The following is a 24,810-nucleotide window of genomic DNA, read 5'->3' as shown; positions in this document are numbered from 1 at the left end:
TAATTTTTAAGAGATGGGAACTTGCCCTTTCCATCTCTTTTTTTTATTCATTGTTACATAGGCATTTCTTCTTTTAAAATTTTACTTTCAATAGTTAAAACTCGCGTTTTCGAATTAAATGAATATTCGATAGGTGTAGTATTTTTGATTAATTCCAGCACCTCGCTAAACGATTCCATTTCTATGGTCCCGGTATACCAAAGGTTTTTAATTTGTTCTCCTTTTAGTTCTATCGATACATTAAACCATCTTTCAAGTCTTTTCGCAACAAGTTCAAATGGTTCGCGTCTGAATTCCATTTTCCCGTCTTTCCAGGAAATATAAGAGGCAACATCTACAGTGTCGGCGTTAAAAATCCCATTCTCCAATACAGCCTGAAGACCTGGAGACAGAACAAACTGTTTACCTGATTCTTTTGATTTAAGAGCAACGTTACCCTCGATAAGTGTCGTTTGAAAAGGTTCATCATTGTATGCACAAACATTAAATTTTGTACCTAAAACCTCTACGTTTCCATATTTTGTTTTAACAATAAACGGAGCGTTACTTTTTTTAACCTCCAGATACATTTCTCCGGATAGTTCCACTTCCCGGGTATCTGAAAATTCATGAGGATAAGCAACCTTGCTCCCCGCATTTAACCAAACAACGGAACCATCAGGAAGCGCGAAAGAAGTTCTTGCTCCGTATGGCGTTTGAATTGTTTCTAATGTGGCTACATTAGATTTAGTTGGTTTATCTTTGTCGAAATAAAAATAGCTGGCAGCAATCAATACTGGAATCAGCAACACTGCCGCAGCTTTCTGCCAATAGTAAAAGAAACTCCTTTCGCGTTTTTGTTTCTCAATTATTTTAAGATGTGTTTTTAACTTTGCTGAGTTCAGGTCTCTCCGTTTAAAAAAGGGTAACGATTTCCATAACTTTTGATACAACTCAAATTCGCTTCGGTTACCTTCCGACAACGAAAGCCATTTTTCAAACTTTTTCTGCTCTTGTTCCGTAGCATTCCCGCTTAAAACTTTAGCAAAAAAGTCTTTATTATTGAAATCGTTTTTGTTCATAATTTTCTAAGCTATTTATATGACGACTGAAAAAAATTCTTCCGTGACAAGGAAGATCCTTTTTTTAAAAAAATATTCGCAGAAATATCAGAAGAAGTGCCAGATAGTCTTTAAAATCCTCCCGTAATTTTTTTAACGCCCGGCGAATTTGAGTATCAACAGTATTTTCTGAAACAGAAAGTTTTTCGGCAATTTCGCGGTATTTTAACTGCTCAAACCGACTAAGCTTAAATATTACTTTGCATTGTTCCGGCAACTGCTCAATACTCTCTTCCATTGATTCAAGTAATTCCAAAAACTCTAAACTGTCGTTAAATGAAGGAGGAAATTGTTCTGAAATACCGGTTTGATATCGATTTTCAACTTTTAAATGCTTTAAATAATCGAGACTTGCATTATAAGAGGAACGAAACAGATACGATTTTAAAGACACCTGGACAGACAATCTTTTGCGATTTACCCACATATTTGCAAACAAATCCTGTATAATATCTTCAGCTGCTTCATTGTTTTGAATTATTGAAGTTACGTAATTACAGAGCCTGTCATAGTAATTATCAAACAGTAAATCAAAAGATTTTGAATCCCCTCTTCTGATTCCGGATAATATTTTCGCATCGGTTTTATCCTTCATCTTTAGGTTTGCAGCTCATTCTTTAAAATAAAAATGTCAAAGCTATATAATATTTTATTTAAATTGTAGCCATTTGAAATTGATAATTTCCAAAAAATCAGACATGAATTAATTGACAAAATAAATCCGGTTTTATTCTAAAAAAGAAAGCTTGCTTTATGTATTCAAAACTATTATTTTTTTTAGCTGTAGCAGTAATTCTTATTTCCTGCAACAGCTCTCAAAAACAAATTCTTCCTGCAAAATCCCACCTCGAATGGTCAGATGCAGAAATAGGTGCATTATTTCACCTCGACGTCCAGGTATTTGAGCCGGAATATAAATGGCGTGAAACCAGAGACCATCAACCCAATCCGTCGGTATTTAATCCAAAACAACTCGATACGGATCAATGGATAAAAGCGGCTAAATCGGCAGGGGCAACCTACGCAGTGCTGGTGGCCAAACATTGCAGTGGTTTTAGTCTTTGGCCAACAAAAGCTCACGAATATAGTGTAAAAAGTTCACCCTGGAAGAACGGAGAAGGCGACGTTGTAAAAGATTTTATCGCCTCCTGCAAAAAATATGGAGTGAAGCCGGGGATTTACGCCAGCGCTTCTGCAAATGCTTATTGTCATGTCGACAATCCGGGCCTGGTTTTGTCCGGCGATTCAGATGAGCAAAAAAAGTATAACGAAATTGTAAAAACACAACTCACCGAACTTTGGACGCAATACGGAGATTTATTTGAAATATGGTTTGATGGCGGTGTTTTACCTCCTGACAAAGGAGGGATTGAGATGCTTTCATTGCTGGAAAAATACCAGCCCAATGCCATCGCCTTTCAGGGGCCCTATGGTTTTACCAACAATATACGCTGGGTTGGAAATGAAAATGGTGTGGCTCCCTATCCCTGCTGGGCAAGGGCCGATTCCACCACATCAGCTACCGGATTGATTCAGATAAAAGGATTAAATGGCAACCCCGATGGCGCGTTCTGGTGTCCGGGAGAAGCAGATTTTCCGTTGCGGGAACATGCGTTTCAGGGAGGCTGGTTCTGGCACGAAGGAGAGGACTCTACCTTAAGGAGTGTAAATGATTTAATGGAACGCTATATTCAATCGGTAGGAAGAAATACCAACATGTTACTTGGTATAGTAGTCGACGACAGAGGGCTCGTTCCGGATGCTGACGTTACAAGGCTGGCTGAATTTGGAAACGAATTAAAAAGCCAGTTTGCGGAGTCACTGGGGCGTACCGGGGGAAAAGGAAACATTTTTACTGTAAATTTTCCATCGCCACAAAAAATAAACTATGTGGTAATAGAAGAAGACATATCGAAGGGAGAACGAATCAGAGATTATAAACTTTTTGTGAAACAAGAAGAGAATTGGAAACAAATAAGTGAGGGGAGTTGTATCGGACACAAACGAATTGAAAAAACACCAAACCTGATTACAACCGGGATTAAGATCGAAATTACTCGTGCCTTCGGAACACCGTTAATTAAAGAAATAAACTGTTACTAAAAATCTTTTGCAGAACCAGGCGTTAATTAAATTGAATACAACTCATCACTTGCAAAGAAAACACAAAATGTAGTTTTAATTACCATTTTCTACCTTTGTTAAAATTCAAATTTGAACTTTCGAATGAATCAAAAAACCGACATATTTCTTGCATTTAGCGGAACAGCAGAAACGCAAAAACTGGTTTCAGAATTTCGTGCAATTAAGGAAGTGAAACAAATTTTTATAGTTGCGCCGGAGGCTGTTCAGATTCAGGATGCTGAAACTTTGGTAAGCAGCACGCCTTTGTCAACCTCGTTTATAAAACAAATGGCACAAAAAAGTAAAGCTGAATTTGCTTTTGTTGCTTTGCAAAACACTCCGCTTGAAATCGGGCAATTTTCGCTGGAACGTTTGACTGGTGCTGCCAAAAATACAGGGGCAGCAATGATCTATTCAGATTACATGGAAATAAAAAATGGTGAGCGGATAAACCACCCTGTTATTGATTACCAGGAAGGGAGTTTGCGCGACGATTTCAACTTTGGCCCGGTGCAGTTTTATCGTTCCGATGTATTAAAAAGTTTTGCGGAAGACGAATTTTCCATGGCCGGATATTATGCACTTCGGTTGCACGCATCGCGTTTAGGTGAATTGATTCGAATTCCGGAATTTCTTTTCACCATGGTTGAAACCGACACCCGTAAATCGGGCGAAAAACAGTTTGATTATGTGAGCAACCTTGCCCGTGAAAAACAAGTTGAAATGGAAAAAGCCTGCACCAGCCATTTGAAAAAAATTGGCGCTTTTTTGCATCCACCCTATAAAGAAATCAATCTTTCAGAAGAAGAGTTTCCGGTAGAAGCAACAGTGGTTATTCCTGTGCGAAACCGCATTAAAACGATAAAAGATGCGGTAAATTCAGCGCTGAATCAAAAAACCAATTTTAAATTTAATTTAATTGTAGTTGATAATTATTCTTCCGATGGAACCACCGAAATTTTGGCCGAATATGCTAAAGAAAAAAAACTCATTCATATTGTTCCGAAACGAAAAGATTTAGGGATTGGTGGATGCTGGAATGAAGCCATTTTTGATAAAAACTGCGGAAAATTTGCAGTTCAGCTCGACAGTGACGATTTGTATTCTTCGGAAAATACACTGCAAAAAATCGTTGAACAATTTTACGAAGAAAAGTGCGCAATGGTAATTGGCTCATACCAAATGACCAATTTTGCATTGGAGGAGATTCCACCGGGAATCATTGACCACAAGGAATGGACACCGGATAACGGGCCAAATAACGCGTTACGCATTAACGGACTTGGCGCCCCACGGGCATTTTACACTCCGGTTTTGCGCGAATTAAAGATGCCCAATGTTAGTTATGGTGAAGATTATGCGGTTGGACTGGCCATTTCACGCGAATATAAAATCGGACGGATTTATGAACCATTGTATTTATGCCGCCGCTGGGAAGATAACACTGATGCATCGCTGGATATCAACAAACTAAATGCGCACAATTTATACAAAGACCGAATTCGAACAATTGAATTGAAAGCGAGGTTGAGGCAGTTAGTCAGTCGCAGTAATAGCAAGCAGTAAAAATATATTCACTAAAATAAAATTGTGTTGGAAAATAGAATTATCCCACAAGAAGAACTCTCGAAATTCGGCTCTGTTCAAAGTATTAACGAACAGGCAAAATCACTTATAGAACAGCAAAGATTAACCTGGAAAGTGGCTGCAAAAAACTTTAGTGCTTTGGCAACTATTCAAACCAAAAATTTTGATTTTGGACACTTTAAAATTACGGTTCAGTTTAATGCCGAACGTATTCGCTCTTCGGCTGCAAAAACCGATGCAAAAAGTCTTGCCGGGCGCACGTGTTTTCTTTGTTTGAAAAATATGCAGCAAAAACAAAAGGGAATTCTTTTCCAAAATAAATACCTGATTTTAACAAATCCCTATCCGATTTTCCCCAAACATTTAACAATTTCAAACCGGGAACATATTCCACAACAAATTTTGTCTCATTTTCATGATATGCTGCAATTGAGTAAAAATTTGCCCGACTTCACCGTTTTTTACAACGGCCCGAAATGCGGAGCTTCTGCTCCCGACCATTTTCATTTCCAGGCCGGAAGCACAAACATTATGCGCGTGGAAAAAGAATTTGATGAACTTGAAAAAAATCATTCGCAAATTCTCCTTCAAACCAACGACATCAAAATAGTTGCCACCGAAAATTATCTTCGGCGGTTTATCGCCATCGTCGCCTCAAAAAAAGAGTTGCTTGAAGAAAAATTTAAACAGATTTTCGATTTACTCGACATAAAAAACGGAGAAGAACCAATGCTGAATGTGCTTTGTAATTATACTAAAAATCAGTGGAGAGTTATTATTTTTCCGAGAGAAAAACAACGGCCATCCCACTTTTTCAGAGACGATGAGCAAAAGATTGTTGTAGGACCGGCATCGGTTGAGATGGGAGGAATTCTGGTTTTACCCCGTGAGGAAGATTTTAAAAAAATTACGAAAAAAGAAATAGAAGAAATCTACTCGGAAGTGAGTATCTCGAAAGAAAAATTTAGTCCGGTCTTAAAAAAAATAAGCAGACTGAAATAGCGTGCAAAAATCCTTTACGATGAAAAATCAACCTAAAATTGAAGTTGGAATAATTGCCTGTGAAGAACTACAATTTGCACTTTCAGGGCAATTCTCAAGCAAAAATTCTGAATTCAGCGGAACATTTAAAGCTGTTGTAAAAAACGGCCAAGTTGTACTTTCCAAAAATTCAAAAGAAACAGAAATAACAAACGAATTTATATTTCAGCCTACAAACAACGATTCGTTTTTTGAATTAAATAATGTAATCATTGGCGTAAATTTTCACTGGGAACAAAAAGAAAACCAGCAATTTAAAGGAAGCTTAAAATTAATTCCGGAACACGAAAAAGTGCGGGCGATAAACATCATCGATTTGGAAGAGTACCTGAAAAGTGTGATTTCGTCGGAAATGAGCGCCACCAGTTCACCCGATTTGTTAAAAGCGCACGCTGTAATTTCGCGAAGCTGGCTGCTGGCGCAAATTGAAAAAACGAAGTCGCTGCAGGCTGGCGGCGCCTTGTATCAAACATCGCATGAAACAGAGGATGAAATCGTTCGTTGGTATGATCGCGAAGATCACCACAATTTTGATGTGTGTGCCGACGACCACTGCCAGCGTTACCAGGGAATCACCAAAATTCACTCCGAAAAAGCGTTAAAAGCAGTGGAAGATACCAGCGGAGAAGTACTCGTTTACGACGACAAAATTTGCGATGCGCGCTTTTCAAAATGTTGCGGCGGCATAGCCGAAAGTTTTGAAAATGTTTGGGAACCGGTAACCCACCCGTATTTAACAAAAGTGGTTGACAACAAAAAAAGTCCCCGGAATTTCAATCTTAATCTGGGAGATGAAAGCAATGCAGAAAAGTGGATTCGCAACAATCCGCCGGCATTCTGCAACACCAGCGATAAAAAAGTCTTGTCTCAGGTTTTGCCCGATTTTGACCAGACCACTACCGATTTTTACCGTTGGAAAGTGGGATACACTCAAAAAGAAATTTCAGAATTAATAAAAAAACGTTCGGGAATCGATTTTGGCAAAATAATAAAACTGGAGCCCGTTAAACGTGGTGTTTCAGGCAGATTAATCAAACTAAAAATACGCGGAACAAAAAAGACGCTCACCGTTGGCAAAGAACTGGAAATCAGAAAATGGTTATCGGAATCGCATCTTTACAGCGCTGCATTTGTAGTAGATCATTTGGATGTTGAAGAGGGAATTCCGCAGAAAATTGTGTTAAGCGGAGCAGGTTGGGGACACGGAGTTGGCCTTTGCCAGATTGGAGCTGCTGTAATGGGTGGACAAGGCTACTCGTACAAAAAAATATTAAATCATTACTTTAGAAGTGCCAAAATAAAAAAACTATATCAGGATGGCTAAACAAACAACTCGAAATCCATGGGCGTGGATACCAACACTTTATTTTGCAGAAGGTTTGCCCTATGTGTTAGTAATGACAGTATCGGTAATAATGTATAAACGGTTGGAAATTTCCAATACCGATATTGCACTTTATACAAGCTGGCTGTATTTACCGTGGGTTATCAAACCACTTTGGAGCCCAATTGTTGATATTTTGAAAACCAAACGCTACTGGATTGTGGCGATGCAGCTTATTATTGGCGGTGCACTGGCTGGTGTTGCTTTTACAATTCCAGCCGGGAACTTTTTTCAGTATACACTTGCTTTTTTCTGGTTACTTGCGTTTAGTTCTGCCACTCACGATATTGCTGCCGACGGTTTTTATATGCTCGGTCTTACCAAACACGACCAGGCTTTTTTTATCGGAATAAGAAACACTTTTTACCGGATTGCAATGCTGGCAGGTCAGGGACTGTTTGTAATATTAGCCGGGCAAATGGAAAAAATCACCAGTGATATTCAATGGGCGTGGAGCCTTACATTTTTTATAATTGCAGCTTTGTTTACGCTCTTTTTTGTTTGGCACCTGTTTATTCTTCCCTATCCTGCCAGCGATTCTAAACGTCAGGCAAAATCGCTAAAACAAGTTTTTGCCGGTTTTGGCGAGACTTTTATCTCCTTTTTTAAAAAAGAAGGAATTGTATTATCCATTATTTTTATTTTAATCTTCCGCCTGGGGGAAGCACAATTGGTAAAGCTTGCATCTCCCTTTTTACTTGATAGTCCTGATGTTGGCGGACTTGGTCTAAGCACCAGTAACATTGGTTTTATATACGGAACAGCAGGAATGATCGCATTAACACTTGGCGGAATTCTTGGCGGGATTGTAGTTTCCCGGCAAGGTTTAAAAAAATGGATGCTGCCCATGGTTTTTGCGATGAACCTACCCAACCTTGTTTATGTTTTTCTGGCTTTTATTCAACCTCAGAATTTATGGATAGTAACCGGTTCTGTTATTATTGAACAATTTGGCTATGGTTTTGGATTTACTGCTTTTATGTTATATCTGATATACATTTCAGATGGTCAGCACAAAACAGCACACTACGCCCTTTGTACCGGTTTTATGGCTTTGGGAATGATGCTTCCCGGAATGATTAGTGGCTGGATTGAGGAATTGATCGGCTATAAGTACTTTTTTATTTGGGTGATGGCATGCACACTTCCCGGGTTTATCATTATTAATTACTTGAAATACGATCCAAAATTTGGAATGAAAGAAAAAGAAAAAGAAAAAAGTTAGCATCAGAACCTAACTTCAATTAGGGGCTAAAACTGAAAATGGAATGTTGGGAATATTACGTAAAACCCAGAACAGCACAATAACAATCAAAATAATCCAAGGGGTTTGTTTGAGATAAAAAATGTTGGGTAATTTCCAATTCAAACTTTTATTAAGTATGGGATGGGAATAATGATAAATAAGCAGCAAAACAGCCGGTAAAAAAAGAACATTATTTCGGACAACACTGGCAAAATCCAGATGAAGCAAGCTGTGTATGGCTCTTTGTGACCCGCAGCCCGGACAATAATATCCTGTCAACGAATGAAAAACACATCGGGGGAAAAGCGCATTCTCAATTGGATCCAAAACAAAAAAAAGGACTGCTAATCCTGAAAACAAAATCAGCAGCCCTGTTCGTAAAAATATCCTCATCCTAAAAATCAAAAAGTCCTAAAATCCCTCCAACAACAACTCCAAGTGCGGCTAATATAAACCAGATAACAGCTCCCAAAATTGCTGCACCAAAGGAAACCCAGGCCCAAATCTTCGCATTTCTGCTCGCACTTTGAGCCCCTGCATAATCACCTGCCATCCACTTAGAATTAACCTGGGCAGCATAAATTATAGATACAATACCCAAAGGCAGGCAACATAAAATTGTTGTCAAAATAGCCCAAACCAAATAGTTGGCCGGAGGTGTCTGTAAATCTTCCTGTTGATTATTCATTTTTATAGCATGTTAAAATTTATTTTCAAATTAGGTTATTTTATTATTTGACTGTAACAAATTTAAGCTTTGGAACTTTAAATAAAATCAAATCGTTAAAATATCTTTATTCTGGTTAACTTTTTATTTTATTGTTAAACCATTACAGTATATTGGAGTCAGTAAAATATGGATTAAAGGGCAGATGGTTCTTTCTTCCATAGATTTTAAGTTTTGTTATTAAACCACTCGTAAGGAGTGGTTTTTTACTATCTATTTATAAATCAGAAAATATACAAACACAAAACCATCCAGATTCTTATTCAAAATTGATTAATTATTACTTCCCTTTGATTTGAGAATTTTTATTATTCGCGACCGACTCCGTTTTGTTTTGGACTCAAATTAAGTGTTAACTCTTCCTTTAACATTTTATTAACAATTCTGCGATTAAACTCACAAAAGAGTATTTTGTCTTAATATGTAAGCAAACAATAAGAAAAACAGAAAAATTCAAAAAACTAAAAAATGAGGAAATTATTGGGAGTAGTACTTATATTTTTCACTTTAAATTCCCTGGGAAATACGGGAAACAACAATACAGACGACGATGATGATAAACCTGGCGTAATAAAAGGGGCAATCATCGACGAAACAACAGGACAGCCGATGGAATACGCCAATGTCGCTGTCTATAATACAAAGGATTCAACACTTGTTAACGGTGGAATAACAAATGAAAATGGACAATTTGAAATCAAAGGTATAAACTATGGAGAGTACTACCTTGAAGCCAATTTTATAGGTTTTGAAAAAACAAATATCGATGAAGTAATTCTGAACGAAAACACTCCGCTTTTTAATTCAGGGAATATTGAGTTGGCCCCGTCGGCAGTGGAGTTAAACAGCGTGGAAGTCGTAGCCGATAAAGCTCCGGTTGAGTTTAAACTCGACAAAAAAGTTGTTAACGTTAGCCAAATGATTAATGCTGTAGGCGGTACAGCGGTGGATGTTTTGGAAAACACGCCGTCGGTACAGGTTGATATCGAAGGAAACGTATCATTAAGAGGTTCTTCCAATTTTACAGTGTTGATTGACGGTCGTCCAAGCGTTTTAAGCGGTAGCGATGCATTGAGGCAAATTCCTTCATCCGCCATTGAGAATATTGAAATTATAACCAATCCATCGGCAAAATATGAACCTGACGGAACCGCGGGAATAATCAACCTGGTAATGAAAAAGAATTCAATGAATGGTATTAACGGAATTGTAAACGCTTCAATTGGAAGCGGAGATAAATATCGTGGGGATTTTACTTTAAATTATCGTACAAACAACTTTAACTTCTTTGTTGGCGCCGATTGGAGGGACGAAACCAACGGCGGAGGAATGAACTCTTTTCGCGAATCGTATTCCAACGATACCACTACCTATATTGATATCGGCGGTGATCGGAACTTTGTCAGGCAGGGACATAATTTTAAATCAGGAATCGAACTTTTTCTTTCACAGCAGACCACCCTTTCAGTTTCCGGTGAATTAGGAAAATCAGGAAACACGCGAAACGAAGGCGGAAAATCACGCTTCTACTCTATTCCTGCTGGTGTTGACGATTATTTTGCGGTTACCGAAGAAATATCGGACCGGGAAAACGACTTTTACAGCGGACGTTTAAATTTCCAACATAAATTTAACAACGACGGGCACCGGATTGAAGCGATGGCATATTACTCCAATGAAGAGGGAACGGATTCTGAAGAAGAAAGTGAAATACGGGCAGACGAAAATTATGTAAGAACTGACGAATATCTCGACAGAGTAAAAACGCTGGAAACGGAAGATGAAAAAGAGTTTCGTTTTAAACTCGATTACACTTATCCTTTTAGTGAAGACGGCAGATTTGAAGCCGGGATGCAAAGCAGGATTGACAAGGAAATTGAAGGAATCCAATTTTTAGATTATAGTCAGGCTACTGATACATGGACAGAAAATTCTACTTATTCGAGTACAACCGATTTCAAACGTGGAATTCACGCTGTTTATTCTACTTTCAGCAACAAATTAGGCGCAATTCAATACATGCTTGGGTTACGTGGTGAACTAACTCAGAGAGACATTTTAAATACAAATGCAACAGAATCGGCATCATTAAACCGGTTCGACCTCTTCCCAACACTGCACCTCTCCTATCAACTGTTGGAAACCAATGAATTTATGGCAAGTTACAGCCGAAGAATAGACCGTCCGAGAGGTCGTGATTTGGATCCGGCACCCAATTATTATAACCGGTATACCATTCGATTTGGTAATCCTCAACTCAACCCTGAATATACCGATTCATACGAAGTAGGCTACATGAAGAGATTTGGCCGTTCCTACATCTCACTTGATGCATTTCACAGGGTAACCAATAATAAAATAGAACGTTTTGAAGAATTGCAGGAGAACGGAGTTTACTACCTCTACTCCGATAATTTTGACAAAGATTATTCTACCGGATTGGAACTCACAGGCAATGTAAACTTTACAAAATGGTTGCTGGTTAATGCAAGTGTTTCCATGTTTAATTACCGTATTACCGGTGATATAAACGGAGAATCGATTGACCGGGAAAGTACCAACTGGGACGGTAGGATGAATACGACTTTAAAATTTAGCGAAAATTCAAGAATGCAACTCCAGGGATTTTTCCGTGGTCCTTCAGTTTCTGCGCAAGGTGAAACAAAAGCGATGATTTTTACCAATGTTTCTTACCGACAAGAATTCTGGGATAACAAACTCACGGCAACACTTAGTGTTCGTGATCCGCTGGGGACAGCAAAATTTGAACGTGAATCTTACGGAGAAAATTTTAAAAGCTGGTTTGAATGGAAAAGAGAACCGCGCGTAGTTATGCTCACAATGAGTTACAAGATAAACAATTTTAAAGAGGAACGCCGAAACGGTGGCGGCGGAGACGGAGGAATGGACACGGGGGAAGGAGAATATTAAATCGCTGCCGCCAAATTATATAAAAAGCTATCTGTTTAGGGTAGCTTTTTTTATGCCCTGATTTTCTATGATAATCGTAAAAAAACAATTCGGGGCACAAAAATCAGCAAACAAATAATACCAAGTCAAATTTTCTTTACCCGGGAGTCAATGCTCTCAAAGCCGGTTTCGTCAAAAATCTTTACTTCTAAAACAAATAAAACTGAAAAATCAGTTGCAAAACTGAAAAATCAGTTTTATTTTTGTGATATTATTCTGAATCATTCCAAACTTATTTTGGAATTTTATAAAAAATCCTGAAACAAATTCAGGGTGACATTTTAAAAAGTCTGAAAAATGAAAAAACTTACGCGAAAAGAAGAGGAAGTAATGAAAATCCTCTGGAAACTGGAAAAAGCATTTGTAAAAGACATTATTGAGCAGTACAAAGATCCAAAACCACATTACAATACAATTTCGTCACTTGTGCGTTTACTACAGGAGAAAGGAATTGTTGGTTACAAACAATACGGAAACACCTACCAGTATTTTCCTCTTATTTCAAAAGAAGAATACCGTCGCCCGTTTATGAAACAGGTGGTTAGCGACTATTTTGACAATTCGTACCAAAATGCTGTAGCATTTTTTGTAAAAGAAAAAGGTTTGTCGGCTGAGGAGCTGGAGGAACTGATAAAAATGATAAAAGACAAAAATTGATGGAGCATTTTCTCATCTACATTGGAAAAGCAGCGATCGGAGCGGGTGCATTTTACCTGGCATTTCTGATGTTGTTTCAAAATCAGAAACATTTTGTTTTTAACCGCATCTATTTGCCGGTTACAATGGTGTTGAGTTTTATCATCCCACTTGTTACTTTTACAACGGTAAAATACATTGAACCTGCAAACTTCAACACTGCCAGCATCGCTTATCTGGCTAATACAAATGCTGAAACAGCTACAGAACCCGCTTTTGTTCTGGAGTGGTACCACTATCTTTGGGGAATCTATTTTTTGGGAATTTCGGGCTTTTTAGTTCACCTTTTACTGGGGCACCTCAAAGCCATTCAGATTATTCAAAAAAGCCGAAAAAAAGAACTTTTTGAAACGCCTGTAAACATCACCCAAAAAGATGTTCATCCTTTTTCGTTTTTTAGCAAAATTGTACTCTCTGAAAAAACACTCAGCAGCAAAAACCTCGAGATGATTGTTTGCCACGAAAATATCCATGTAAAAGAAAAACATACCCTTGATATCCTTTTCACCGAGATACTTTTTATGTTGCAGTGGTTTAATCCTTTTGCCTGGTTAATAAAAGATGCCGTAAAAAACAACCTTGAGTACAAAACAGACGATCAGGTCACGCAGCATTTTAATCCGCAAAATTATCAAATGGCCATGGTTGCTCTCGCCGACAAAAAAGGTGTTGCACCTTTTCTCACCGCCTTAAATGGCTCCCAACTAAAAAACAGAATCATTATGATGAAAAAGAAAACCAAAAATAAATTTGGCCTTGCAAAACAATTGATTGTACTCCCTCTTCTGGCTGTTTTGGTTATGGGTCTTTCTTCCCGCGAAGTAAAAACAGAAATACTGAATACTCCTGCGGCAGAAAATACCTCGCTTAAAAATCTTGCCGTTATTGTAGACGGAGAAGAAATTCAAACTGATTCTGAGCCACTGAGTCTTTTGGATTTTTCAAAAGGATTTTCCGGACAAGAGGTTATCGAAGCATTAAAGCTGGATGAAAACAAAGTACAATTATCTTTATTTTATATTGATGAAAATACCGACGATGTTAAATTTGTAATCCGCACCTCCGATTATACTCCGGGCTCTAGTCCCGAATTTGACAAAATGACGGAAACTACACAAGAAGAAAAAGCAAATTTGACAACTGAAAAAAGCTTGTATGCGGTAAATGGAAAATTAATAAGTAAATCTAATAAGCCGGAAAATTTTAATTCATTAACTGTTTTCTCGGGGGAGGAAGCGATTGAAAGGTTTGGCAATGTAGCTCAAAATGCTACAGTTATTGATTTTAGTGTTTCGGAAGCTGATGCAAATTCTTACGTGAAATCCAAATATTCCGTCTCCGGCAAAGTAAGCGATAAAAACGGCAATCCGATTCCCGGTGCTTCTGTTCTTGTAAAAGGCGCGGCGGTAGGAACAATTACCAATCCGGAGGGAATTTATAAACTGGAACTCGAGGAAAAGAATGCCACCCTTGTTTTTTGGATGATAGACTATCAAAAAAAAGAGATTCAGGTTTCAGACAAATCGGAAATAAATGTAGAACTGGTCCACGATGAAGATATAAAATTACAGAATATCCTGATTCCGGAATATAAATCACAACAAAAGGGGGGAAAAGCAGGATCTGAAGAAGTTTTTTACAATATAGACGAGACACCTCAATTTCCCGGCGGCGAAGACGCTTTAAAAAAATATATTTCTCACAGCATCAAATATCCTGAGACTGCCTTACAGAAAGGAATTGAAGGTAATGTTTATATAACGTTTATCGTTACAAAAGACGGAAAAGTTACGGATCCGAAAGTTACAAAAGGTATCGCCCCGACCTTAAACAACGAAGCCCTGCGGGTTGTAAATAATCTCCCGGAATGGAAACCCGGCAAAAAGGATGGTAAAAATGTAGATTCATATTACACTGTCCCTGTTGAATTTAAACCAACACTCGAACAAATTCGAAAATACAGTAAAGTAGGATGGGACGGAAAACCTCTTAATAATTATGATTTTACCATGAGTGGAAGAGTGACTGATGAAAAGGGAAACGCAATAAGAGGTGCGGCCGTTCTTTTAAAGGGCAAAACCGTTGGAACGCTTTCTGATACGGATGGAAATTACCAACTGAAAACAAACAGCAAAAACGAAACGCTGATTTTTTCCATGGTCGGCTACCAGACAAAAGAAGTATCTTTTGAAGGAAATACAGATATGGAAGTACAATTACTTTCAGAGCAAAAAGCTAAAAAAGATGAAATAAAAGTTACCGGTTACAGGAAAAATAGTGCCGGAATAAAAATCAAAGGCGAAGGATTTGACGGTGAACCAGCCTATCTTGTTGACGGAGAGAAAAAGGACAATATCGATTATTTAAACCCGGAGGATATAAAAAGTATATCCGTTTTAAAAGGTAAAACAGCCGCGGCATTATACGGAGATCCAAACAACGTCAAAAACGGGGTAATTTTAATTGAAACCAAATCAAACAAGCCCTTTGATTCAACCGACAAAACAATTGTTGTTGACGGGAAAAAATTTGATGGAGATATCAATGATATTCCTGTTGACGATATTGCGAATATATCTATTTTAAAAGGAGAAACAGCATCACAAGAAATTTATGCTGAAAATGCAAAAAACGGAGTTGTAATTGTAAACACTAAAACAAAATTCAATTCCGATTTAAATAATGACAACAAACCATATATAGTTGTTGACGGAGAAGAATACAGTGAGCCAATGTCAGACATTGCTCCTGAAAGCATCAAAGCTATAAATGTTTTGAAAGGTGAAGCGGCGACAGACTTATACGGTGAAAAAGCCCAAAATGGAGCGATTTCGATTACAACAAAAAAAAATGAAGTAATTATAACTCCTTTGCAGCTACGAAAATTTATTGCCGAGCAGATAAAATATCCAATAGAGGCACATGAAAAAGGACAATACGGAACTGTTGTTGTTAATGTAAAAATAAAGAATAAAACATGGAAAGAGGTCCAAACGACTAAATCATCAAAACAAAGAGTCGATTTAGATGAAATTGTCGTTATTGGTTATGCACCTGAAAAACAGGTCAAACCAGCAAAAGGATTTGAATATCCTGCTTCGTTTGTTGAAGAAGTTCAGCGCGTTATCCAATTAAATCCTTTAATTGACATTCCTGAATTTGAAGGAAAAACATTACGTATCACAGTGAGATTCATGCTACAATAAACTTAAAAATTTAAAAAGGGGCTTTTTAACCAGCCCCTTTTTTTATTCCCACTTACCACAACAGGATCTTCTGCTTGCAGAAGTTCCGATTTAGTTCTCTTTTAGTTCAGTGTTGCTTCACCCGGCACCCAGTCGCACGGCGTAAGTTCACCCAACTGGAATGCATCGAGTAAACGAAGTGTCTCTTTAACATTTCTGCCTACATTCAAACCATTCACCGAAACATGTTGTATGGTTCCTTCCGGATCGATAATATAGGTGGCACGATAAGCAATTTTGTTTTCTTTTTCTAAAATCCCCAATTCTTCGGAAAGCGATTTTGAAGTATCGGCGAGCATCGGAAATCTCAGGTTTTTCAAACCGGGATGGTTATTTCTCCAAGCAAGATGGACAAATTCCGAGTCGATTGACGCCCCGATCAAATTTATATTTCGCTTTTCAAACTCATCAAACTGCTCGTTAAAAGCTGAAATCTCGGTGGGGCAAACAAAAGTAAAATCAAGCGGCCACCAGAAAAATACGGTCCATTTTCCGTTGCTGATGTTTTCTGAACTTATTTGTTTAAACTCTTTTCCCGGCTCCAAGGAAACTACTGCTTGTTTTTCAAATTCGGGGAATTTGTCACCAACTGTTAGCATATTCAAAATTTTTTAGGTTATTACTATTAAGACTTACTAAAAATTGAGGTGGCAAATATAAATTATGCTCAATCCCCGATCAAATTGATTTTTTTTAAGCTGAATAGAAAAAAGCTATTTTCAGAAAAGTAAAACATTGAATTTGAACAAATTTCAAAACAGATTAATGTTAATCCCCGCATTAAATTTAAAAAAATGCTTTTCCTGTTGTATAAATAACAAGAAGCGGATCTTTGAACTAACCTTTAATATCATTATATTTAGCTGATTTTTGAAAAATAACATTGATACAGGTAAATGCCTATCCAATTAAAAACATCAAATTATTATGGAAAATTCTGATAAAAAAGCAGTTTCAAGAAGGGCTTTTCTTGGAACAACTGCGGCCGCTGCTGCAGGTATTACAATTGTGCCAAGACATGCTGTTGCAGGGTTGGGACATAAAGCTCCGAGTGACAAGCTGAACATCGCAGCTGTTGGTATCGGAGGAATGGGTAATTCTAACCTGAGAAACCTCCAGGAAGAAAACATCGTTGCTCTTTGTGATGTTGACTGGAAATATGCCGCTCCGGTTTTTGAACACTACTCTGGTGCAAAAAAATACAAAGACTGGCGGAAAATGTACGATGAAATGGGTAAAAATATTGATGGTGTTGTTGTTGCTACAGCCGACCATACTCACGCTATTATTGCAGCCCATGCCATTACAATGGGAAAACATGTTTATGTTCAAAAACCATTGACGCATACTGTTTACGAATCAAGATTACTAACCAAACTGGCTGATAAATACAAAGTTGCCACTCAGATGGGAAATCAGGGTTCATCGGGTGAAGGCGTAAACCTTACCACTGAATGGTTGGCAAACGGTGAAATTGGTGAAGTAACAAAAGTGGAAGCTTTCACTGATCGCCCAATTTGGCCACAGGGTTTAAATACTCCGGAACAAGGACAATGGGTTCCTGATACTTTAGACTGGGACTTATTCACAGGCCCGGCAAAAATGAAACCTTTTAATGAAATTTATCATCCATGGAATTGGCGTGGCTGGTGGGACTATGGAACAGGTGCTTTGGGAGATATGGCTTGTCATATTCTACACCCGGTATTTGTTGGCCTTGAGTTAGGTTACCCGATACATGCACAGGGTAGTTCTACTTTATTGCTACAGGATTGTGCACCAACAGCTCAATCAGTAAAACTTACTTATCCGGCAAGAAAACCAAAACGCGCCTGGAAAGGAATGAAAAGAAATGCTGACTTACCTGAAGTTGATGTTTACTGGTCGGATGGCGGAATCAAACCTATGCTTCCGGAAGGTTGGCCAGATGGAAAAGATCCAAATAATGCAGGTGGTTATGTTTGCTTCCACGGAACAAAAGACAAATTAATTTGCGGTTGTTACGGAAGAGACCCATGGTTGCTTTCAGGTCGCGTGCCGGAGGCTCCGAAATTCCGACGCAGGGTTGAAACCAGCCACGAAATGGATTGGGTTCGTGCTTGTAAAGAAAGCGCCGAAAACCGCGTTCCTACTGCATCTGATTTCAGTGAAGCAGGACCATTTAACGAAATGGTGGTAATGGGTGTTCTTGCAGTTCGTTTACAATCATTGTACAAAGAACTGGATTGGGATGGCGACAATATGCAATTCACCAACTTAACTGACGATGAAACCATTAAAACAGTTATCAAAGACGGTTTTGAAATTCACGACGGTCACCCAACATTCAAGAAAACATGGACCGACCCGGTTCCTGCAAAAGAATTTGCTGCTGAATTAATTAAGCACACTTACCGCAAACCATGGAGTTTGCCTGATATGCCGGCTTAATCTACCACTAATAAATAGTTCAAAGGGCGTTTGTTTTTTTACAAACGCTCTTTTTATTTGTAGTTGTTGTGAAATTATCTATCCTAAACCTTCCATCTCAATTTTGCGGCGGTACTATTTATTCATTTTCTTATACCACATAAATTCGCCAACATTATAAAATTGATTTTTGAGTTCAGGATTTTCTTTTAATTCATCAATTGAGTAAGGTCTGTGCGGGACGAGTACATCGTCACCGGGATTCCAGTTCGCCGGAGTAAGTACATTTTCCTTCCGGGTTAGCTGCAAGGCGGTAACTGTCCTTATTATCTCGTCAATACTTCTGCCTACATTCATCGGGTAAAAATTTATAGCCTGAACAATGTTATCAGGGTCGATAATAAAAACTCCCCTGACATCCCTTGAATCGCTTACGGAAGAATGTAACATTCCATACTTCATTGAAATTTTACCGGATAAGTCAGCAACAATTGGAAAGTTGATTTTAACACTTCCTGTATTATCCTTCAATATCCTTTCCATAAACTCCTTCCATAACAAATGTCTTTCAACTTCATCAATAGATACCACGGCGATTTTTATTCCCAATGAATCCAACTTCTCCTGTTCGTATGCAAGGGCACACAATTCAGAGGTACAAACAGGAGTAAAATCAAGCGGATGGCTAAACAGTATCTTCCAATTTTTGCCAAAATCTTCGGGGAAGTTTAACATTCCATTGGTCGTATTCTCTTTAAACGAAGGTGCTTTGTCTCCAATTAACGGAAGTTTACTCTCCTTTGGCCAGGATGTTATTGCAAAAAGTACAATTAAACATGAAATAACGAGTCGTTTCATAAAGTATTAATTATTAGGTTTCAACTGGCAGATTGTTTACTGACGAAAAAAGACAACTGCCACTGCAAGCAAAACATCAGATTCACAACTGTAGTTTGTTAATAATCTGTTAATCCAGGTAACTACCGGCAACAAAACTTAATTGTAAAAATTAATTAATTCATTGCTAAAAAAAATTAAAATGAGCCTAAATATTGGAATTAGCAGGTTGCAGAAAGATTAATCAGTAGGTAATACCTGATATTTTTTTTATTTTGCACACATAAATTCTCCGGTAAAACAGGATTGGTTATATGGAAAAAAAGAAAAGTATTTCTCGCAGAAACTTTATTGGAACATCGGCATCAGCAGTAGCAGGGATGACCATTTTACCTTCAAAAGTAATATCCGGTTTTGGATATAAGGCTCCGAGTGATAAATTAAATATTGCAGGAATTGGAGTTGGCGGAATGGGACACAACAACCTGCGAAACATGGAAACAGAAAATATTGTTGCGCTTTGCGATGTTGACTGGAAATATGCGGAAAGAAACTCTTTTATCCGCTGGACACAGGCCAGAAAGTACAAAGATTACCGCGTAATGTTTGAGCAACAAAAAGATATTGACGCGGTAATGATAGCAACTCCGGATCATTCACACGCACTTCCGGCAGTAATGGCTATGCGCGAGGGGAAACATGTATATGTGCAGAAGCCACTTACACATTCAGTATATGAATCCAGAATTCTGCGCGAAACAGCCAACCGTTACGGAGTGGCAACCCAGATGGGAAATCAGGGAAACTCAGGAGAAGGTATTCGACAAATCTGCGAATGGATCTGGTCCGGAACCATTGGAGAAATAACCCGTGTTGATGCCTGGACAAACCGTCCGATCTGGCCCCAGGGGTTGGAACGTCCTGAAAAAGATCAACGTGTGCCCAAAACGCTGGACTGGGATCTTTTTATCGGCCCGGCAAAATGGAGGCCCTACAATGAAATCTATCATCCCTGGAACTGGCGCGGATGGTGGGATTTTGGAACGGGCGCTTTGGGCGACATGGCTTGTCATATCCTCGATCCCGTGTTTAAAGCATTAAAACTTGAATATCCTTCTTCAGTGCAGGGTTCGTCAACACCGGTAAATACCGAATCGGCGCCCAATGCTGAATTTGTAAAATATGAATTTCCAAGGCGTGACAATTTGCCTAAAGTTGGTATGCCCGAAGTTACGGTTCACTGGTATGATGGAGGTTTGATGCCTCCCCGCCCCGATGAACTGGAGGGAGGAGAACAAATGGGTGACAATGACGGTGGATGTGTTTTTTACGGAACCCGCGGCAAAATAATGTGCGGAACTTATGGCAAAAATCCAACACTGCTGCCTACCAAAGAAATGACTCATTTTGAACAACCTGAAAAATCAATCCGCCGAATTTCAAACGCACTTGAAGGAGGACATGAACAGGATTGGATAAGAGCCTGCAAAGAAGATAAAAATGCAAGACTTGAAGCCTCTTCCAATTTTAATTATTCCGGCCCACTGAATGAAATGGTGGTTATGGGAGTTTTGGCGGTTCGTTTGCAAAGTCTGCAAAAAAAACTACTTTGGGACGGACCAAATATGCGTTTTACCAACATCAGTCCGAGCGACCAGATTCGGGTACTTACAAAAGATAATTTTAAAATCGTAAACGGGGATCCCAGATTCCAGAAAGATTATACAACTTTGCCGGCAATTGAAACCACCGAAGAATGGATAAGGCATACCTACCGACAAGGTTGGGAACAGATTTAAAAATATCAGGTTGCAAAATTTCTGCTACTGACCGGATTGTTTTAATTTTATCAGAAACCATAAATCTTTCAACAAATGCCAGGTAAAAAAGTCAGGTTTGGTATAGCATTAAGTGGCGGCGGAGCAAGAGGAATTGCCCATATTGGTGTTTTGGAAACGCTTGAGAAATACGGTATAAAACCTAAAATAATTTCAGGAACCAGCATGGGAGCAATTGTAGGGGCTTTTTATGCTGCCGGGTACCCTCCCAAAGAAATTCTTGAAATCGTATCGTCGCGTAAGTTTCATAAACTGATTAACTGGCACCTTCCGTTTAGCGGCCTGATTGATATGGATAAAGTCCAGGAGGTGATGGTGGAAAAAATCGAAAAGGATGATTTTTCGGCTTTAAAGATTCCTTTTTACTGTGCAGTCACAAATCTGAACAGCGGGCTTTTTGAGATAAAATCTAAAGGAAAACTTTTTCAATGGGTACTTGCCTCAGCATCGATACCCGTAGTTTTTGAACCTCAGATTATTGACGGGCAAACCTATGTTGACGGCGGACTTTTAAATAACCTTCCCGCAGCTTCCATCCGCGATAAGTGCGAAGTACTTATTGGTGTTCATGTCAACCACAACGGTCCTGAAGATGAAGTAAAAGGGTTAATGACGGTTGCTGAAAGGTGTTTCAGGTTAGGGATTGCACAAAATGTTGAGGAAAGTAAAAAACTCTGCGATTTTCTTATTGAACCTCCCGAAGCCCGCGATTTCACTACCTTCAATTTCAACAAGGCCCGGGAAATATACGAAGTTGGCAAACGGGAGAGTGAAAGATACATTGCCCACGCTTTCGATTCTGTTGATCTTGAAAAAATACTGGAACTCCAAAAAAGTCTGGCAAAAAACACAAAAAACTAAACCGCCCTTATTGTTACAATCACAAATAAATTTTTAAAGCCAACTGCTTTTTGGTTTTTTTCGTAATTTAGGGTTTCACTAACAAACGAAATAAACCTGCTATGAAACAAAATCTATTAATACTTTTTATCATGTTAGCTTCTTCCACTGTTTTTGCCCAGCAGAATGTGGGAATTTTTCATTTCAATAAAGATATTGGCGAACCCAAAGAAGAAGGTTTCGCAGCCTACGATAAAAATACGCAGGAGTATACTTTAAAGGGTGCCGGCTATAATATTTGGTTTGGAAAAGATGAATTCCGCTATTTGTTTAATAAAATAAAGGGTGATTTTATTTTAACTGCGAATTTTTCTTTTGAAGGTGAAGGAGTAGATCCCCACCGAAAAATGGGTTGGATGGTGCGTGAATCAGAAGAGGATAATGCAGCGCATTATTCTGCGGTTCTGCATGGCGATGGATTAACCGTTTTGCAGTGGCGCGTTCTGCAGGGAGCTCTGATGCGCGACCCGCAGGATGAAATTTTTGCAACAAAACCCAATTATGAAATACTCCAATTGGAACGGGTTGGCAAACGAATCATTTTCAGGGCGGCGCACCCCTGGGAACCCTTACAGGAAATTGGAAGTACAGAAATGGAATTCCAAGATGAAGTTTTAGCCGGATTGTTTATCTGCTCTCACAACCCTGATGTTGTCGAAACGGCAAAAATATGGAATGTACGAATCGATCAGCCTGTGGCCAAAGATTACAATGCAGGACGCGAAGGATGGATTGGATGCCGGCTGGAAATGATGAATGTTTTTGATGGAAAAAGAAAAGTAATTTTTGAAAAACCAAGTCGTTTTGAAGCACCCAACTGGATGCCCGACGGAGATAAATTGCTCTTTAATATGGATGGCTCTTTGTATAAAATTCCGGTTGAAGGCGGCGATTTGGAAAAACTCAATACCGATTTTGCCGATCAGATTAACAATGACCACGGAATTTCGTTTGACGGAAAATTGCTCGCGATCAGCCACAGCCGCGACGGTGAAGGAGGTCGGGGTTCGTCAGTTTATGTTTTGCCACTGGAAGGTGGTACCCCGCAGGAAATAACAAATGCAGTTCCTTCTTACTGGCACGGATGGGCGCCAAATAACAAAGATGTAGTTTATGTTGCCCGGCGAAATGGAGTCCCGGTGTACAATATTTACAAAAATTCAATAAAGGGAGGAAAAGAAGTCGCATTAACCGATAATAAACCCGGTGAGCATGTTGACGGATGTGAATATTCGCCCGACGGAAAATACATCTATTACAACGGCAGCCAATCGGGCACCATGCAGATTTGGCGCATGAAACCTGATGGTTCGGAAAAAGAACAAATTACTTTTGATGAGTACAACGACTGGTTTCCACATATTTCGCCCGATGGAAAATGGATGGTTATGATTTCATTCCCCCCGACAATCGATGTAAATGCACACCCTTCATACAAACGGGTAATGCTTCGTTTAATGCCTGTTAACGGGGGGGTACCAAAAGTTATTGCCTATATGTATGGCGGTCAGGGCACAATTAATGTTCCCTCGTGGTCTCCCGACAGCAAACACATTGCATTTGTAAGCAATTCAAGCAAATAAAAATCGGATGGCAAAACCAATGCCTGTACCGAAATTGGTTTTGCATTTTTGATTTGAACATTATATCTTTTCGTCAGTTTTACAATTGACCGACGAATAATTCATTCATTCTTCAAAATATTTATTTTATGGAATATAGAAAATTAGCAGATTCAGATTTACAGGTATCCGTTATTACGTTTGGAGCCTGGGCAGCCGGTGGCTGGATGTGGGGAAAAACAGAACGTAACGATGCAATTGAAGCCATTCGGGCATCGTACGATTTAGGTGCAACCTCCATCGACACGGCTCCCATATACGGACAAGGTGAAAGTGAGGAAATAGTAGGAGAAGCGATAAAAGGAATTCCCCGCGATAAACTGCAAATCCTTACCAAATTCGGGATGAGTTGGGATGGAACAGAAGGCGAATTTTATTTTAAAAGTAAAAACAACACAGGAAAAGACATCGACATATATAAATATGCCGGAAAGGAACGGGTAATTAAAGAATGCGAGGACAGCCTTCGAAGACTGGGAACAGATTATATTGATTTATACCAAATTCACTGGCCCGACACAACCACCCCTATTACAGAGACATTTGAGGCCGTTGCAAAATTAATAGAGCAGGGAAAAGTTCGCTACGCCGGCGTTTGCAACTACAGTGCGGAACAAATGGCTGAAGCAGAAAAGGCAGTAAAACTGGTTTCCAACCAAATTCCTTTTAGCATGGTCAACCGCGGCGTGGAAGATAAAACCGTTCCTTATTGTATCGAAAAGGGAAAATCGGTGCTGGCTTACAGTCCGATGGAAAGAGGTTTATTGACCGGAAAAATTACACCCGGATATGAATTCCAGGAAGGAGACCACCGCGCAGGACATGGTGCCTTCACCGACGAAAATATTATAATTACAAACGAACTTTTGAATAAAATAAAACCAATAGCAGAAGAAAAAGGAGCGACTCTGGCACAATTGGTTTTAAAATGGACCATAGAACGGGCCGGAATTACAATTGCTTTGGCCGGAGCAAGAAATGCTGAGCAGTCGGTTCAGAATGCAAAGGCTGCTTTGATCTCATTAACAGAAGAAGAATTTAAATTTATTTCCAACGAAGTTGATAAAACAGTTCTGAAATAATC

The 24,810-nt window shown here is 38.9% G+C and carries 19 protein-coding genes; 13 read left to right on the top strand and 6 right to left on the bottom strand.

Features of this window, described 5'->3' with window-relative positions; genetic code table 11:
• Positions 1-53 precede the first annotated feature (53 nt).
• Together GM418_RS15435 and GM418_RS15430 are read right to left on the bottom strand one after the other, a co-directional pair.
• Positions 54-1,061: a FecR family protein gene (locus GM418_RS15435; RefSeq protein WP_158867873.1), complete on the bottom strand. Its 1,008-nt coding sequence runs from the start codon at positions 1,059-1,061 to the stop codon at positions 54-56.
• 64 nt (positions 1,062-1,125) lie between these two features.
• Positions 1,126-1,695 (bottom strand): RNA polymerase sigma-70 factor, encoded by a 570-nt coding sequence (locus GM418_RS15430; protein ID WP_158867871.1) that lies wholly within the window; start codon positions 1,693-1,695, stop codon positions 1,126-1,128.
• A gap of 158 nt (positions 1,696-1,853) precedes the next feature.
• On the opposite strand from GM418_RS15430, the gene GM418_RS15425 reads away from it, so the two are divergent.
• From GM418_RS15425 to GM418_RS15405, 5 genes are all read left to right on the top strand, one after another.
• Positions 1,854-3,203 (top strand): alpha-L-fucosidase, encoded by a 1,350-nt coding sequence (locus GM418_RS15425; protein WP_158867869.1) that lies wholly within the window; start codon positions 1,854-1,856, stop codon positions 3,201-3,203.
• A 123-nt stretch (positions 3,204-3,326) separates the two neighbouring features.
• Positions 3,327-4,790, top strand: coding sequence for a glycosyltransferase family 2 protein (locus GM418_RS15420; RefSeq protein WP_158867867.1), 1,464 nt, complete (start codon positions 3,327-3,329; stop codon positions 4,788-4,790).
• 27 nt (positions 4,791-4,817) lie between these two features.
• The gene (locus tag GM418_RS15415) at positions 4,818-5,813 is read left to right on the top strand and encodes a DUF4922 domain-containing protein (protein WP_158867865.1); all 996 of its coding nucleotides are present in this window, start codon (positions 4,818-4,820) and stop codon (positions 5,811-5,813) included.
• Between the two features lie 19 nt (positions 5,814-5,832).
• Positions 5,833-7,176 carry a SpoIID/LytB domain-containing protein gene (locus GM418_RS15410; protein WP_158867863.1) on the top strand — a complete coding sequence of 448 codons (1,344 nt, stop codon included), beginning with the start codon at positions 5,833-5,835 and terminating at the stop codon, positions 7,174-7,176.
• On the top strand, positions 7,169-8,461 hold the full coding sequence (locus GM418_RS15405) for an AmpG family muropeptide MFS transporter (protein ID WP_158867861.1): 1,293 nt from the start codon (positions 7,169-7,171) through the stop codon (positions 8,459-8,461). The genes GM418_RS15410 and GM418_RS15405 overlap by 8 nt, the downstream gene beginning before the upstream one ends.
• Positions 8,462-8,476: 15 nt before the next feature.
• Here the strand turns inward: GM418_RS15405 and GM418_RS32080 are convergent, their stop codons facing one another.
• Both GM418_RS32080 and GM418_RS15395 read right to left on the bottom strand, forming a co-directional pair.
• Entirely contained in the window at positions 8,477-8,875 is a 399-nt protein-coding gene (locus GM418_RS32080) for a DUF2752 domain-containing protein (RefSeq protein ID WP_158867859.1), read from the bottom strand.
• Position 8,876: 1 nt separating this feature from the next.
• Positions 8,877-9,170 carry a CD225/dispanin family protein gene (locus GM418_RS15395; protein ID WP_158867857.1) on the bottom strand — a complete coding sequence of 98 codons (294 nt, stop codon included), beginning with the start codon at positions 9,168-9,170 and terminating at the stop codon, positions 8,877-8,879.
• Between the two features lie 507 nt (positions 9,171-9,677).
• On the opposite strand from GM418_RS15395, the gene GM418_RS15390 reads away from it, so the two are divergent.
• The 3 genes from GM418_RS15390 (at position 9,678) to GM418_RS15380 (ending at position 16,081) form a co-directional block, all read left to right on the top strand.
• Positions 9,678-12,140 carry a TonB-dependent receptor gene (locus tag GM418_RS15390; protein ID WP_158867856.1) on the top strand — a complete coding sequence of 821 codons (2,463 nt, stop codon included), beginning with the start codon at positions 9,678-9,680 and terminating at the stop codon, positions 12,138-12,140.
• 336 nt (positions 12,141-12,476) lie between these two features.
• Entirely contained in the window at positions 12,477-12,836 is a 360-nt protein-coding gene (locus GM418_RS15385; RefSeq protein ID WP_158867854.1) for a BlaI/MecI/CopY family transcriptional regulator, read from the top strand.
• Entirely contained in the window at positions 12,836-16,081 is a 3,246-nt protein-coding gene (locus GM418_RS15380) for a TonB family protein (protein ID WP_158867852.1), read from the top strand. The genes GM418_RS15385 and GM418_RS15380 overlap by 1 nt, the downstream gene beginning before the upstream one ends.
• 101 nt (positions 16,082-16,182) lie before the next feature.
• Here GM418_RS15380 and GM418_RS15375 read toward each other — a convergent pair whose 3' ends face one another.
• Positions 16,183-16,719, bottom strand: a complete 537-nt coding sequence (locus GM418_RS15375; protein WP_158867850.1) for a peroxiredoxin — start codon at positions 16,717-16,719, stop codon at positions 16,183-16,185.
• Positions 16,720-17,047: 328 nt separating this feature from the next.
• Between GM418_RS15375 and GM418_RS15370 the strand changes: the two genes are divergently transcribed.
• Entirely contained in the window at positions 17,048-18,550 is a 1,503-nt protein-coding gene (locus GM418_RS15370) for a Gfo/Idh/MocA family protein (protein WP_158867848.1), read from the top strand.
• Between the two features lie 114 nt (positions 18,551-18,664).
• Here GM418_RS15370 and GM418_RS15365 read toward each other — a convergent pair whose 3' ends face one another.
• The gene (locus GM418_RS15365; protein WP_158867846.1) at positions 18,665-19,387 is read right to left on the bottom strand and encodes a peroxiredoxin; all 723 of its coding nucleotides are present in this window, start codon (positions 19,385-19,387) and stop codon (positions 18,665-18,667) included.
• A 293-nt stretch (positions 19,388-19,680) separates the two neighbouring features.
• Between GM418_RS15365 and GM418_RS15360 the strand changes: the two genes are divergently transcribed.
• The 4 genes from GM418_RS15360 to GM418_RS15345 all read left to right on the top strand — a co-directional run bounded on the left by GM418_RS15360 (position 19,681) and on the right by GM418_RS15345 (position 24,808).
• Positions 19,681-21,165, top strand: a complete 1,485-nt coding sequence (locus tag GM418_RS15360; protein ID WP_158867844.1) for a Gfo/Idh/MocA family protein — start codon at positions 19,681-19,683, stop codon at positions 21,163-21,165.
• Between the two features lie 75 nt (positions 21,166-21,240).
• Positions 21,241-22,065, top strand: coding sequence for a patatin-like phospholipase family protein (locus GM418_RS15355; protein ID WP_158867842.1), 825 nt, complete (start codon positions 21,241-21,243; stop codon positions 22,063-22,065).
• Between the two features lie 101 nt (positions 22,066-22,166).
• Entirely contained in the window at positions 22,167-23,687 is a 1,521-nt protein-coding gene (locus GM418_RS15350; protein WP_158867840.1) for a TolB family protein, read from the top strand.
• A gap of 128 nt (positions 23,688-23,815) precedes the next feature.
• Entirely contained in the window at positions 23,816-24,808 is a 993-nt protein-coding gene (locus tag GM418_RS15345) for an aldo/keto reductase (protein WP_158867838.1), read from the top strand.
• The last annotated feature ends 2 nt before the right edge of the window (positions 24,809-24,810 follow it).

The sequence above is a fragment of the Maribellus comscasis genome (assembly GCF_009762775.1).
Classification (GTDB): Bacteria; Bacteroidota; Bacteroidia; order Bacteroidales; family Prolixibacteraceae; genus Draconibacterium; species Draconibacterium comscasis.
The sequence above is the reverse complement of the archived record's forward strand: the minus strand, read 5'-3'. Positions and strand labels throughout refer to the sequence as shown.

Excerpts from the sequence above, each read along its gene's own strand:
- GM418_RS15435 (WP_158867873.1), bottom strand. The coding sequence starts at position 1,061 with ATGAACAAAAACGATTTCAATAATAAAGACTTTTTTGCTAAAGTTTTA.
- GM418_RS15430 (WP_158867871.1), bottom strand. The coding sequence starts at position 1,695 with ATGAAGGATAAAACCGATGCGAAAATATTATCCGGAATCAGAAGAGGG.
- GM418_RS15425 (WP_158867869.1), top strand. The coding sequence starts at position 1,854 with ATGTATTCAAAACTATTATTTTTTTTAGCTGTAGCAGTAATTCTTATT.
- GM418_RS15420 (WP_158867867.1), top strand. The coding sequence starts at position 3,327 with ATGAATCAAAAAACCGACATATTTCTTGCATTTAGCGGAACAGCAGAA.
- GM418_RS15410 (WP_158867863.1), top strand. The coding sequence starts at position 5,833 with ATGAAAAATCAACCTAAAATTGAAGTTGGAATAATTGCCTGTGAAGAA.
- GM418_RS15405 (WP_158867861.1), top strand. The coding sequence starts at position 7,169 with ATGGCTAAACAAACAACTCGAAATCCATGGGCGTGGATACCAACACTT.
- GM418_RS32080 (WP_158867859.1), bottom strand. The coding sequence starts at position 8,875 with ATGAGGATATTTTTACGAACAGGGCTGCTGATTTTGTTTTCAGGATTA.
- GM418_RS15395 (WP_158867857.1), bottom strand. The coding sequence starts at position 9,170 with ATGAATAATCAACAGGAAGATTTACAGACACCTCCGGCCAACTATTTG.
- GM418_RS15390 (WP_158867856.1), top strand. The coding sequence starts at position 9,678 with ATGAGGAAATTATTGGGAGTAGTACTTATATTTTTCACTTTAAATTCC.
- GM418_RS15385 (WP_158867854.1), top strand. The coding sequence starts at position 12,477 with ATGAAAAAACTTACGCGAAAAGAAGAGGAAGTAATGAAAATCCTCTGG.
- GM418_RS15380 (WP_158867852.1), top strand. The coding sequence starts at position 12,836 with ATGGAGCATTTTCTCATCTACATTGGAAAAGCAGCGATCGGAGCGGGT.
- GM418_RS15375 (WP_158867850.1), bottom strand. The coding sequence starts at position 16,719 with ATGCTAACAGTTGGTGACAAATTCCCCGAATTTGAAAAACAAGCAGTA.
- GM418_RS15370 (WP_158867848.1), top strand. The coding sequence starts at position 17,048 with ATGGAAAATTCTGATAAAAAAGCAGTTTCAAGAAGGGCTTTTCTTGGA.
- GM418_RS15365 (WP_158867846.1), bottom strand. The coding sequence starts at position 19,387 with ATGAAACGACTCGTTATTTCATGTTTAATTGTACTTTTTGCAATAACA.
- GM418_RS15360 (WP_158867844.1), top strand. The coding sequence starts at position 19,681 with ATGGAAAAAAAGAAAAGTATTTCTCGCAGAAACTTTATTGGAACATCG.
- GM418_RS15355 (WP_158867842.1), top strand. The coding sequence starts at position 21,241 with ATGCCAGGTAAAAAAGTCAGGTTTGGTATAGCATTAAGTGGCGGCGGA.
- GM418_RS15350 (WP_158867840.1), top strand. The coding sequence starts at position 22,167 with ATGAAACAAAATCTATTAATACTTTTTATCATGTTAGCTTCTTCCACT.
- GM418_RS15345 (WP_158867838.1), top strand. The coding sequence starts at position 23,816 with ATGGAATATAGAAAATTAGCAGATTCAGATTTACAGGTATCCGTTATT.